The 12,537-nt window shown below is 61.4% G+C and carries 11 protein-coding genes; all 11 read left to right on the top strand.

Annotation, left to right across the window (positions count from 1 at the left end; genetic code table 11):
• Nucleotides 1–58 precede the first annotated feature (58 nt).
• Nucleotides 59–1,162 (top strand): DnaJ domain-containing protein, encoded by a 1,104-nt coding sequence (locus ABHU32_RS00925; RefSeq protein WP_346978524.1) that lies wholly within the window; start codon nucleotides 59–61, stop codon nucleotides 1,160–1,162.
• 81 nt (nucleotides 1,163–1,243) lie between these two features.
• Nucleotides 1,244–2,392: a molecular chaperone DnaJ gene (gene dnaJ / locus ABHU32_RS00920; RefSeq protein WP_346978523.1), complete on the top strand. Its 1,149-nt coding sequence runs from the start codon at nucleotides 1,244–1,246 to the stop codon at nucleotides 2,390–2,392.
• Nucleotides 2,393–2,401: 9 nt separating this feature from the next.
• Nucleotides 2,402–3,694: a MiaB/RimO family radical SAM methylthiotransferase gene (locus ABHU32_RS00915; protein WP_346978522.1), complete on the top strand. Its 1,293-nt coding sequence runs from the start codon at nucleotides 2,402–2,404 to the stop codon at nucleotides 3,692–3,694.
• Nucleotides 3,675–4,661, top strand: coding sequence for a PhoH family protein (locus ABHU32_RS00910; protein ID WP_346978521.1), 987 nt, complete (start codon nucleotides 3,675–3,677; stop codon nucleotides 4,659–4,661). The genes ABHU32_RS00915 and ABHU32_RS00910 overlap by 20 nt, the downstream gene beginning before the upstream one ends.
• Complete coding sequence (gene ybeY / locus ABHU32_RS00905; protein WP_346978520.1) at nucleotides 4,658–5,167, top strand: rRNA maturation RNase YbeY; 510 nt, start codon at nucleotides 4,658–4,660, stop codon at nucleotides 5,165–5,167. The genes ABHU32_RS00910 and ybeY overlap by 4 nt, the downstream gene beginning before the upstream one ends.
• Before the next feature lie 9 nt (nucleotides 5,168–5,176).
• Nucleotides 5,177–5,554: a diacylglycerol kinase family protein gene (locus ABHU32_RS00900; RefSeq protein WP_346978518.1), complete on the top strand. Its 378-nt coding sequence runs from the start codon at nucleotides 5,177–5,179 to the stop codon at nucleotides 5,552–5,554.
• A gap of 12 nt (nucleotides 5,555–5,566) precedes the next feature.
• Complete coding sequence (gene era / locus ABHU32_RS00895) at nucleotides 5,567–6,643, top strand: GTPase Era (RefSeq protein WP_346978517.1); 1,077 nt, start codon at nucleotides 5,567–5,569, stop codon at nucleotides 6,641–6,643.
• Between the two features lie 15 nt (nucleotides 6,644–6,658).
• Entirely contained in the window at nucleotides 6,659–7,408 is a 750-nt protein-coding gene (gene recO / locus ABHU32_RS00890; RefSeq protein ID WP_346978516.1) for a DNA repair protein RecO, read from the top strand.
• Nucleotides 7,409–7,546: 138 nt separating this feature from the next.
• Nucleotides 7,547–7,825: a 30S ribosomal protein S15 gene (gene rpsO / locus ABHU32_RS00885; protein WP_099431792.1), complete on the top strand. Its 279-nt coding sequence runs from the start codon at nucleotides 7,547–7,549 to the stop codon at nucleotides 7,823–7,825.
• Between the two features lie 150 nt (nucleotides 7,826–7,975).
• Nucleotides 7,976–10,222: a polyribonucleotide nucleotidyltransferase gene (locus ABHU32_RS00880; protein WP_346978515.1), complete on the top strand. Its 2,247-nt coding sequence runs from the start codon at nucleotides 7,976–7,978 to the stop codon at nucleotides 10,220–10,222.
• Nucleotides 10,223–10,865: 643 nt separating this feature from the next.
• Entirely contained in the window at nucleotides 10,866–12,536 is a 1,671-nt protein-coding gene (locus ABHU32_RS00875; protein WP_006235967.1) for a ribonuclease J, read from the top strand.
• Nucleotide 12,537: the final 1 nt, after the last annotated feature.

The following is a 12,537-nucleotide window of genomic DNA, read 5'->3' as shown; positions in this document are numbered from 1 at the left end:
GCCGCTCGGGTAGAATTACCGCAATATATACGCTGCTGTGAGCAGGAGGTTGCCGCGCATGGCGACGATGAATGAAAAAGATTACTACGAGATTTTGGGTGTCTCCAAGGACGCCACCTCGCGTGATATACAGAAGGCCTTCCAGCAAAAGGCACGCAAGCTCCATCCGGACGTCAACAAAGAGCCGGATGCCGAGGAAAAGTTCAAAGAGGTTTCCGAGGCCTACGCTGTGCTATCGGATGAGCAGAAGCGTGCGCGCTATGACGCCATGCGTTCGGGTAATCCCTTCGCCGGCGCTCCCACGGCTTCGCCCTATGGCGGCGGCTACGCCGGCAGCGCAGGCTATGGTAATCCCTTTGAGGGCGGCTTTCCCTTTGGTGGCGCCTGGGGTCAGCCGCGTCGCGGGCAGGCTGCCTATAATCCCGAGAACGGCGCCAACGTGGTCATCGATATTAAGCTCGACGCCAAGGAGGCCAAGGGCGGTGCCCGCAAGACCGTCCGCTATACGCGCTTCGATACCTGTGGTCACTGCGGAGGCTCGGGTTCTGTCTCGTCCGAGCATGCACATACCTGTCCGAGCTGCGGTGGTCGCGGCCACATCGATGTCGACCTGTCCTTCCTGTTCGGTGCCGGCACGTTCCAGTCGGTCTGCCCCGAGTGCGGCGGTTCCGGTAAGGTCGTCGCCGACCCCTGCCCCGATTGCGGCGGCAGCGGGCGGACCCGTGTGACCTCCGAGCAGACGATTGAGTTTCCTGCCGGTACGCACGATGGCGACGAGGTCTGTATTAGCGGTATGGGTCACGCCGGCACCAACGGTGCCTCGGGTGGCGATCTGGTCGGTCGCGCCCATGTTGAGGCCGAGCGTCTGGAGGGCAAGGCCCGTACCGGTTTTTACCTGATGGGCATCGTGGCGCCGTTTTTGGTGCTGTCGGCCATCTCGGGCGTGTTCTCAGCCTTTGCCGTGATGTGCTTTATTCCGTTTGCCATGGGCTTGTTCATGGTGCTCTCGGACGGCGTGCTGCATCGCAGCCTGCTGTGGTGGAAGCGCGGCGCGATGCAGTTTGTCAACGGTTTTGCCAACGGATTTATGTTTGCGCTCGTGTCGGTTTGGTTTGCGAGCTGCTCGCAGCGTGCCATGCTTTCGCCTTACGGAATGCAATAACATCAAACCCTCTGTTTGCGGCCGGCCCAGCTTGGGTATAGGACGCACTGTGACAATAATGAAAGTCGGAAGGATTCGGTCGTGTCGGAAAATAGGGATTACTACGAGGTGCTTGGCGTCGACAAGGATGCCGACGCGCGGACGATTAAGCGCGCGTTTCTAAAGAAGGCCCGTACCGTACACCCGGACGTTTCGGACGACCCCGAGGCCGAGGCCAAGTTCAAAGAGCTCAACGAGGCATATTCCGTTCTTTCCGACGAGCAGAAGCGTGCTAACTACGACCGTTACGGCACTGCCGAAGGCCCTGGTGGTTCGGGCTACGTCGACATTAACGATATTTTTGGCGGCATGGGTATGGACGACCTCTTTTCGTCGTTCTTTGGTGGCGGTGCCGGCGGTGGCGCCCGAAATCGTCGTGAGCGTCGTCGCGGCCGCGATATGGCCATCTCCCTTTCGGTGACCCTTGAGGAGGCGGCACTCGGTTGCAAAAAGACAATCAGCTATGACCGCCTTGCTCCCTGCGAGGATTGCAACGGCACCGGTAGGGCCGAGGGCGCACAGGAAAAGCAGTGCAGCCGTTGCCACGGCACGGGCTATGTCACGACGGTCCAGCGCTCGTTCCTGGGCCAGGTTCAGTCCTCTTCGCCTTGCCCCGACTGCCATGGCGAGGGCACGGTCATCGATCATCCCTGCGAGACCTGCGACGGTCAGGGTCGTACGCCTTCGCACGAAAAGATCGACATCGATATTCCCGCCGGTGTTTCGACCGGTCGCCAGCTGCGCGTGAGTGGTTTTGGCGAGGCCGGCCTTCGCGGCGAGCCCTCGGGCGACCTGATCGTCAACGTGCGTGTCGCCGATCACGAGCGTTTTAAGCGTAATGGCGATGATCTGTACTTGGTGAGCGATATCTCGATTGCGCAGGCCGCGCTCGGCTGCGAGATCGAGGTCGAGGGCATTATGCCCGATGAGGTCGTCAAGGTGTGCGTCCCCGCCGGCACACAGTACGGTGACACCGTGAGCGTCAACAATTACGGCATGCCGCGTATCGGCGGTGGCGGTTCGCGTGGCCGTCTTATCGTTCAGATGCGCGTGGTCGTCCCCACGAACCTTTCCAACAAGCAGCGCGAGCTGCTTCGCGCCTTTGCCGACGAGATGGGCGATGACGTCGCATCCGGTAAGAAGTCGGTAACCGATCGCATCAAGAGCGCTCTCGACGACATCCTCGATTAAGGAGCCCGCGTGCTCGCACCACATATCTCTGTCGTCAACCTCGGCTGCCGCGTCAACCGGGTTGAGTCCGACCGTATCACTGCCGATCTAATGCGCCTGGGCTTTGCGATGGTGGAGCCTCAGGATGCTGAGCTGATCGTCATTAACACCTGTGCCGTTACGGGCGAGGCCGAGGCCAAGACCCGTAAGGCCGTTCGCCATGCGCTAGCTTATCCAAACGTGCCCTATGTGGTCGTGACCGGTTGCGTAGTCAATCTGCACCCCGAGGAGCTGCTGGAGCTTTCGGACCGCGTGATCGCCGAGCCGTCCAAGATCGATGTCGCCGAACGCGTCTGTGAGGTGCTGGGCGTTGAGTCCGATGACGTTCCCGCCTGCAGTGACGGCGAGGTGGTCGACGCGCTCGGTCGCTCGCGTCTGGGCGTGAAGATCCAGGACGGCTGCAACCATCGTTGCACCTATTGCATTGTATGGAAGGCCCGCGGCCCCGAGCGCTCCGTGCCGGTCGAGTCCGTACTCGAGCAGGTTCGCGAGGCCCAGGAGGCCGGCGTGCCCGAGGTAGTGCTGACGGGCGTGAACCTGGGCGCCTACGATGGCAAGAGCGCGACTGATGAACACGTCGAGATCGATGAGCTGCTCGAGGCGATCATGGAGCGCACGTCCATTCCGCATGTGCGCATTTCCTCGGTCGAGCCCATGGATATCTCCGAGTCCCTGCTTAAGGTCATGGCGCGCTATCCGAAGCGCATCGCCCCGTTTTTACACCTGCCCGTGCAGTCCGGCTGCACCAGGACACTGCATCGCATGGGCCGTCCCTATAGCGCCGAGGCCTTTGAGGAGACGGTGCGCATGATTCGCACCAACTTGCCTCAGGTGTCTCTTTCGTGCGATGTCATCGTCGGTTTTCCCGGCGAGACGGACGAGGAGTTTGAGGAGTCGCTGGCGCTGTGCCGCCGCGTGGGCTTTTCGCGTATGCACGTGTTTCGCTACAGCAGGCGTCCCGGTACCCTTGCTGCCGACATGCCCGACCAGGTGCCGCCCGAGGTTATGGCCGAGCGCAGTCGTCGTATGCGAGCCGCGGCGCAGGAGCTTGCCATTGTCGACGCTCGCCGTCGCGTGGGCACCGTCGAGCGCGCCGTGCTCGAGTATGGCGACAACCTGACGCTCGGTTCGTTCCATCATGCCCGTCTTGACGATACCTGTGGACTCACAGCCCCGTGCCTGCTCGATGTTGCTATCATCGGAGTCGATGATTCCGGCTTGGTCCATGCACGCAGGGAGGTTCATGGAAGCCTCGAAGATTAGACTTACCGTTCCCGAGGGTATTGACCCCTCGCGCGTTTTGGGTGCCGGCGACGGCGTCCTTCGTGCGCTGGAGAGCTTAGTTCGCGCCCACGTGGTCGCCCGTGGCGACAGCATCGCTGTGAGCGGTGACCCGGATGAGGTCGAGCTTGTGGCGCGTTTTTTCGAGCATGCTTTTCGCGAGGCGGCTGCCGGGCGCACGCTTTCTGCCGACGATGTCTCTCGCTGCCTGGCCGTCTTGCGCGACGGTGAGCACGAGGCTACGTCGCTTCGCGATGACGTGCTGCTTTCGTATCGCGGTCGCGTCATTCGCCCCAAGACGCTCGGTCAAAAGCGCTATGTGGATGCCATCCGCTCAAATACCATCACGTTTGGCCTGGGTCCTGCCGGTACCGGTAAGACCTATCTGGCCATGGCGCTCGCTGTTGCCGCACTCAAGCGTCACGAGGTGGGCCGTCTGATCTTGACGCGTCCAGTTGTCGAGGCGGGGGAGAACCTGGGCTTTTTGCCCGGTACCCTCGAGGAAAAGATCGATCCCTACATGCGTCCGCTCTACGATGCACTTTTTGACATGATGGATCGCGAGCGCACCGATGAGCTCATGGAGCGCGGCGTGATCGAGATCGCCCCACTTGCCTATATGCGCGGCCGCACGCTGTGCGATGCCTTCGTGGTGCTTGACGAGGCGCAAAATACCACGCCCGAGCAGATGAAGATGTTCCTGACGCGCTTGGGCTTTAACTCCAAGTTTGTGATTACCGGCGACCTGAGTCAGCGTGACCTGGTGGGCCGTCGTGGCGGTCTTGCCGACGTTGAGCAGATTTTGGGCCGTGTCGACGATGTCGCATTTTCTCACCTCGAGCGTGCCGACGTGGTACGCCATGCCTTGGTGGGGCGTATCGTCGAGGCATACGATGCTTATGATGATGTACGCGAGAAGCGCGTGCGCGACCGAAAGGAGTCCCGTTGAGTGTATTGATCAGCAACGATGCCGAGCTCGATACGCTGCTCGACGCTCAGGAGGTAGAGCACATCTGCGAGGTCGTGCTTGCCGCCGAGGGCGTTGAGCGTGAAGTTGAGATTTCCCTTTCATATGTCGATGAGGACGAGATGCACGAACTCAACCACGAGTGGCGTGGTATCGACCGTACTACCGATGTCCTCTCGTTTGAATGCGACTCCGCCTTTGACGAGGATATTCCCGCAGACGAGACGCTCGAGCTCGGCGATATCATCCTGGCCCCGGAGGTCATTGCCCGTCAGGCCCCCGGCTTTGGTAATAGCCCTGCCGACGAGTGCCGCCTGATGCTCGTGCATGGCATGCTGCACCTGCTGGGGTATGACCATATCGAGGACGACGAGGCCGAGGTCATGGAGGCCCGCGAGGACGCCATCCTGCGCGATCTGGCGCTCGAGCGCGGCGAGGACCCCAAGCTGGTCCACGTCGGCCCCATCACCAACCATGCCCACGACTAGGAGCCTTCTATGATTCCCGGATCGAGCAAGGACCATCCGTCCTTCTTAAAGTCGTTCTCCTATGCCATGGAGGGCTTCGTCACCGCCGTCAAGACCGAGCGCAACATCAAGGTTATGCTCGCGGCAGGCGTGTGCACCGTCATTGCCGGCTGCATCGTGGGGCTCGATATTGCCGAATGGGCCACGGTTATCATCTGCTGTGGCCTGGTAATTCACGGCGAGCTGTGCAACACCGCCATGGAGGCGATCGTCGACCTGGCGACCCAGGAGCTCCATCCTCTGGCAAAGCGTGCGAAAGATATCGCCGCCGCCTCCGTATACGTACTTTCCATCACCGCCGCGATTGTGGGATTGCTGGTATTTGCCCACGCGCTCGACTTTATTTAGAAAGGGATTTCCATGTCCGACACTATGCAGCCTATCGATGAAACTCTGGATGACGAGTCCCTGGATGCGGTGGATGCCGAAGCGACCGAGGATTGCGAGGAGGTCGAGGAGTTCGACCCGTTTGAGGGCATGAGCGACGAGGAACTCGACGCCCTGTGCGACGAGGACGATAGCCTCGTGGGCTTTGGCGACGTTGAGCCCGGTTTCCGCAGCGGCTTCGTGGCGCTGGTCGGCCGCCCCAACGCCGGCAAGTCCACGCTGCTCAACGCCTGCTATGGCAAAAAGGTCGCCATCACCTCGCCGGTGGCCCAGACGACCCGCCGCCGCATGCGCGCCGTCGTCAACCGTCCCGGCTTCCAGCTGGTCTTTGTCGACACCCCGGGTATTCACAAGCCCAAGGACGGTCTGGGATCCGAGCTCAACAAGAGCGCGTTGTTCGAACTGAACGATGTCGACGTCGTCGCGTTTTTGATTGATGCCACCAAACCGATCGGTAGGGGAGACGCCTGGGTTGCCGAGCGCGTCAAGAATGCCCGTTCCAAGAAGGTCCTGGTGCTCACCAAGGCCGATGAGGCCGACCCCGCACAGGTCATGGAGCAGCTTAAGGCCGCCCACGAGCTCATGGAATATGACGACGAGATCGTGACGTCGTCCGTCAAGAACTTCAACGTCGATGCCTTCATCGAGACCGTTGCGCACTTTTTGCCCGAGGGTCCGCGTTGGTTCCCCGAGGATATGGGTACCGACGCTTCCGACGAGACGCTCGTTGCCGAGTTTGTGCGCGAGAAGGTCTTGCGCCGCACCCGTGATGAGATCCCGCACTCCGTTGGCGTGATCTGCGATGCGCTCGAGCAGACCAAGAAGGTGCTGCGCGTGCACGCCACCATTTACGTCGAGCGCGAAGGCCAAAAGGGCATCATCATCGGCAAGGGCGGCGAGATGATCAAGCATATCGGTATTGACGCCCGTCGCGATCTTGAGCGCATCTTTGGCACGCAGGTTTTTTTGGAGCTGGACGTGAAGGTCAAGGCCGGCTGGCGTGACGACGAGGCCCAGATTCGCCGCTTTGGCTACAACGCCGAGGACTAAGGGCGCGCGGCACGCATGGCAGGCTCCCGGACATATCGCACGAAGGTGCTCGTCCTCGATAAGACGAAGCTCAAAGAGACGGACCTGATCCTGACGATGCTTGACGAGCGGGGTCGGCAGGTTCGTGCCGTGGCAAAGGGCGCCCGCAAACCCGGTGGGCGCCTGGCTGCGCGCTGCGAGCTGTTCAGTACCGTTGACATGCTGCTTGCGCATGGACGTTCGCTCGATGTGGTTTCCCAGGCCGAGCTTATGGAGGCGCCGCTCGGCGCAGCACCCGATTACGAGACGACCTGCGCCGCAAGCGCGATCGCCGAGGTCGCGCGCGTGTGCTCGTTCGAGGACGCCGAGGACCCGTATACCTTTGCCATAACGCAGCGAGCGCTTGCCCTGGTGGGCAGCGGGCTCGACACAGCGCATATGGATCTGCTTGTGGCGGCATATGTCTTTAAGCTGCTGTCGCACGTTGGCTACCGACCCGATTTTTCGGCCTGCGTACTGTGTGGAGATCCCATGCTGTCGTACTTTTCGCCCCAGGCCGGCGGGCTCATGTGCGGCTCGTGCGCGTCGAGCGTTCCGGGTGCCGAGTTGGTGTCGACCGGTGAGGTCGCATGGCTGCGCGCCCTCATGTCCATGACCTTCGATTCGCTCTTGGCCGAGAGGGTCGACCCCCATACCGCAGCTTTTTTGCTGGGGCTTTCGCATGTTTGGGCTGCGACGCACACCGATCAGCGTCTCCGTGCGATGGAATTCATGTTGGGTCGGTGATGATGCGCAGGCGCGGGCTGCTTGTGGTATCATGCCGACCTGTTGGTACCTCGACCTTGGTTGCTCGCTCCACCGGCGGCTTCCCAGTCCGAGGCGAATCGAGTCGCCTGCGGGCGACGTAAAACGAAAGGTGAAACAATGACTGTTTCCAAAGAGCGCAAGGCGGAGCTGACTGCCCAGTTCGGTAACACCCCGGTCGACACCGGCAACCCCAAGGTTCAGGTCGCCATCCTGACCGAGCGCATCAAGGAGCTGACCGAGCACATGAAGTCCCACCAGAAGGACTTCCACACCCGTCGTGGCCTGCTCATGCTCGTCGGCCGTCGTCGTCGTCTTCTTTCCTACATCAAGAAGAACGACATCGTCGAGTACCGTGAGCTCATCAAGGCTCTGGGCATCCGCGACAACATCCAGTAAGGATTTGTACATGCTAAGAGCGTCCTGCGCAGCGGGGCGCTCTTTTTGTGTAAGGGCGTGAACAATCACGCTCTGAAGCGTGGCGGGGGCAGGGGGCCCGCGTCACATGAGAAGCCCGCAGGCAAGGGGCCTGCGGGGTAAAGGAGAACAATGACACTCGTATCCAAGACCTTTGAGCTATACGGCAAGACCTACACCTTCGAGTCTGGCGAGCTTGCCAAGCAGGCCACCGGCGCTTGTCTGGTCAAGCAGGGCGACACCACGATGCTCGATACCGTGGTCGTCTCCAAGGAGCGCAAGAATTACGACTTCTTCCCGCTGACCGTCGACTTCAACGAGAAGATGTACGCTGCCGGCCGTATCCCGGGTGGTTACCTCAAGCGCGAGGGCCGTCCCAGCGAGAAGGCCACGCTCACGGCTCGTATGATCGACCGCCCGATCCGCCCTAGCTTCCCGGACGGCTTCCGCAACGAGGTGCACATCGTCGCCACCTCGCTCGTCGCCGACCAGGTCAACCCTTTCGACGTCATCAACGTCATGGGCGCCTCTCTGGCCATGACGCTCGGCGGCGTGCCCTTCGAGGGCCCGCTTGCCTGCGTGCGCATCGGCCGCAACGTGGAGACCGGCGAGTTTATCGTCAACCCCACCTATGAGGAGCGCGAGAACTCCGACCTGGACCTGGAGCTGGGCGGCTCTGCCGACTTCATCTCGATGGTCGAGGCCGGTGCCGAGGAGATCTCCGAGGACGACATGCTCGCCGCTATGAAGTTTGGTCAGGAGGCCCTCGCTGCCTTCTGCCAGGCCCAAGACGAGTTCGTCGCCGAGTGGGAGCAGGTCAACGGCGCTATCGTTAAGAAGGAGTACCCGCTCGACCAGCCCGTCGAGGAGGTCCAGGAGCGCATCTTCGCCCACTACGACGAGATGGCCGCTGCCCTGCGCGACGCCGACAAGCTTTCCCGCATCGGTAAGGTCGAGGCTCTGAAGGAGTCCATCCGCGCCGAGTTCACCGAGGAGGAGCAGGCCGCTTGGGAGCGCGAGATCCCCGTGGCGCTCAAGAAGCTCGAGAAGAAGGCCATGCGCACCATGGTCGTCGAGACCGGTGAGCGCGTCGACGGCCGTGCCGCCGACGAGATTCGTCCCATCATGGTGAAGGACAACTACCTGCCGCTCGTTCACGGCTCCGGCCTGTTCCAGCGTGGCCAGACTCAGGTTCTTTCCGTCCTGTCGCTCGGCATGCTCAACGAGGGCCAGCGTCTGGATACCATCGAGCCCACCGAGGGCAAGCGCTACATGCACCACTACAACTTCCCGCCGTTCTGCACCGGCGAGACCGGCCGCATGGGCAGCCCCAAGCGCCGCGAGATCGGCCACGGCAACCTGGCCGAGCGCGCTCTACTTCCGGTGCTTCCCGACGAGAACGAGTTCCCCTACGCCATCCGCGTCGTCTCCGAGGTTATGGAGTCCAACGGCTCCTCTTCGATGGCTTCGACCTGCGGCTCCACGCTCGCCCTTATGGACGGCGGCGTGCCCATTAAGCGCCCGGTCTCCGGTATCGCCATGGGCCTGATCCAGGAGGAGGGCAAGACCGTGGTCCTGTCCGACATCCAGGGTCTCGAGGACTTCCTGGGCGACATGGACTTTAAGGTCACCGGCACCACCGAGGGCATCACCGCCCTGCAGATGGACAACAAGGCCACCGGCCTCACCTTCGACATCCTGGCCCGCGCTCTGCAGCAGGCCAAGGAGGGTCGCGCCTTCATTCTGCAGAAGATGCTCGATGTGATCCCCGAGCCGCGTCACACCACGCGCAGCACCGCTCCGCGTATCGTCTCCATCCAGGTTCCGACTGACAAGATTCGCGACGTCATCGGTTCCGGCGGTAAGGTCATCCGCGGCATCCAGGACGAGACCGGTGCTTCGGTCGACATCCAGGAGGACGGCACCGTCTTTGTCGGCGGCACCGGCGAGTCCGTGGACCAGGCTGTCGAGCGCATCAAGCTCATCATCAAGGTTCCCGAGCCGGGCGAGGAGTACACCGGTCGCGTGGTCTCCATCCAGCCCTTCGGCGCCTTCGTCAACCTGCTGCCCGGTAAGGACGGCCTGCTGCACATCTCCCGCGTCGCCAAGGGCCGCGTGGAGAAAGTCGAGGACGTCCTCAACGTGGGCGACGAGGTCAAGGTCGTCGTCATCGAGGTCGACGATCGCGGCAAAATCTCGCTCGATCGTCTCGACAAGCCCGAGGCCCCGGCTCGCGCCGAGGGTTCCTCCGAGGGCGACGGCGAGCACTTCCAGCGCCGTGAGCGTCCGCGTCGCGAGCGCTCCGAGCGCAGCGACCGTCCGCGCCGTCCCGGCGACAACGGAGGCCGCAAGCCCCGCCGTCACCACGACGTCGAGTAACAGCCGCACATAATCAGCTCAACAAGGGCGACTCCGGACAGGGGTCGCCCTTTTGCTTGCGCCCGGGAGGGCCGCATATGAAGTTTCCTGCTCTACAGTCCTGCGCAAGACGGAAAGCACATTAAGTGCTTTCCTTTGCGTGCGGAACTCGCGATAAACTTCATATGCGGCCCTCCCGGTCGCAAGAAAAAGGGCTGGTTAGTGCCGCTCGCTATATAAGTTGGACAGTCTAATCGGTAGTCAGATTTCAGATCTGTAGATAGCTGCAGCAGCATTTCCCTAAATAAAACCGACCAAAATAAACCTGCCCCTTTTTGGTAGGTTCCCCGCGAGGGCGGGCACGGATGAAGTTTATCGCGAGTTCCGCACGAACAGGAGGCCACTTAATGTGGCCTCCGTCGTGAGCAGGACTGTAGAGCAGGAAACTTCATCCGTGCCCGCCCTCGCGGGAAACCGGCGGGATAGACGGGTCCAGATGGGGCTTTGATGCATGGGTGGTCTGTTGTTGTGCAAATGGGTATCATACTGTGGTTATTGCATCGACTCTGTGATGCATTGTTGTACGTTCCCGACGGTCGGTTTGCCAGAAGCGCCCCGCCGGTTGTTCCAGACCCGTTTCGAAGAAAGGAAACAACACTCACCTATGGCAGCTAAAAAATCATCTCCCTTGAAGATCATCCCGCTCGGCGGCCTTGATGGCATCGGCAAGAACATGACGGTCTTCGAGTGCGGCGACGACATGGTGCTCGTCGACGCTGGTCTCATGTTCCCCGACGACTCACAGCCCGGTATCGATCTGGTCCTTCCTGACTACACCTATGTCCTGGAGAACGAGGAGAAGCTCCGCGGTATCGTCGTCACCCACGGCCACGAGGACCACACCGGTTCGCTTCCGTACCTGCTGCAGGACCTCAACAACAAGGTGCCCATCTTCTCGAGCAAGCTGACGCTTGGCTTTATCGAGGGCAAGCTTTCTGAGTTCCGCATTCGCGCACCCAAGTTCCGCGAGGTCAAGGGCGGCAGCCATGTCAACCTCGGCGGCATCTCGCTCGACTTCTTCTCGATGACGCATTCCATCCCCGGCGCTCTGGGCGTGTTTATCCGCACCAATCAGGGCACCGTTATGCACACCGGCGACTTTAAGCTCGACCAGACGCCCATCGACGGCGTCACGCCCGACTATGCCGCTATCAGCCGCTTTGCCAAGCAGGGCATCGACCTGCTGCTTTCCGACTCCACCAATGCCACGGTTCCCGGCTTTACCAAGTCCGAGGCCGAGGTTGGTCCCAACCTGCTGCATGCCATCAAGAACGCCCCGGGTCGCGTGTTCGTCGCTTCCTTCTCGAGCCATATCCACCGTTTGCAGCAGATCTGCGATGCCGCCCGCAAGTGCGGCCGTAAGGTCGTTGTGACCGGTCGCTCCATGCTCACCAACACCCGCGTCGCGCGCGAGCTGGGCTACCTCAACATCGACGATGCCGATATCATCGATGCCTTCGATATCGATAACCTGCCCGACGACAAGATCGTCGTCATGTGCACCGGTTCGCAGGGCGAGCCGTTGTCGGCCCTGTCCCGCATGGCCAATGGCGAGCACAAGACGCTCTCTATCCACGAGGGCGATACCGTCATCCTCTCGGCAACTCCCGTTCCCGGCAACGAGAAAGCTGTCCAGCAGGTCGTCAACAGCCTGGCCAAGCTCGGCTGCGACGTGTGGGATAAGAACCGCGCTCTTGTTCACGTCTCGGGCCACGGCAGCCAGGAGGAGCTTAAGCTCCTGATGGCCATGGCCAAGCCCACGTACTTTATGCCGGTTCACGGTGAGGCCGTGCATCTGCGCGCCCATGCCCAGCTGGCCCGCAAGATGGGCATCAAGGACGATCATATCTTTATCCTTGATAACGGCGACACGCTCGAGATGCGCGGTGGTATCGTCAAGCGTGGTACGCCCGTCGAGTCCGGCGTCGTCTACGTCGACGGCCTGCGTATCGGCGATACCGACCCCATCGTCCTGCGCGATCGTCAGAAGCTCGCCAATGACGGTATGGTTACCGCTGTTGCCATCGTCTCGCTCAAGCACAAGAAGATCGAGGCCATCGAGTTCTCGGGCCGCGGCGTCTCGTTTGCCATCGACGACCAGTTCTCTGAGGATGCCTCCGCGTCCATCATGAAGACGATCGAGAAGGGCAAGTTCAGCTTTACGAGCAGCGGCTCCGATGCCATTCGCAAGGCCGTGCGCGACTCGCTCTCTAACTTTATCTGGAGTCGTACGCGCACCCGTCCGATGATCATCCCGGTCGTCATGGAGGTTTAGT

The sequence above is a fragment of the Collinsella aerofaciens genome, assembly GCF_039758965.1.
In the GTDB taxonomy this organism is placed as follows: domain Bacteria; phylum Actinomycetota; class Coriobacteriia; order Coriobacteriales; family Coriobacteriaceae; genus Collinsella; species Collinsella aerofaciens_BR.
Note: the sequence above shows the minus strand (reverse complement) of the source record. Positions and strands in the feature narration are given on the sequence as shown.

Coding starts and splice junctions, on each gene's coding strand:
- recO (WP_346978516.1), top strand. CDS start 6,659: ATGGCAGGCTCCCGGACATATCGCACGAAGGTGCTCGTCCTCGATAAG.
- ABHU32_RS00880 (WP_346978515.1), top strand. CDS start 7,976: ATGACACTCGTATCCAAGACCTTTGAGCTATACGGCAAGACCTACACC.
- ABHU32_RS00875 (WP_006235967.1), top strand. CDS start 10,866: ATGGCAGCTAAAAAATCATCTCCCTTGAAGATCATCCCGCTCGGCGGC.
- era (WP_346978517.1), top strand. CDS start 5,567: ATGTCCGACACTATGCAGCCTATCGATGAAACTCTGGATGACGAGTCC.
- ABHU32_RS00900 (WP_346978518.1), top strand. CDS start 5,177: ATGATTCCCGGATCGAGCAAGGACCATCCGTCCTTCTTAAAGTCGTTC.
- ABHU32_RS00910 (WP_346978521.1), top strand. CDS start 3,675: ATGGAAGCCTCGAAGATTAGACTTACCGTTCCCGAGGGTATTGACCCC.
- rpsO (WP_099431792.1), top strand. CDS start 7,547: ATGACTGTTTCCAAAGAGCGCAAGGCGGAGCTGACTGCCCAGTTCGGT.
- ABHU32_RS00925 (WP_346978524.1), top strand. CDS start 59: ATGGCGACGATGAATGAAAAAGATTACTACGAGATTTTGGGTGTCTCC.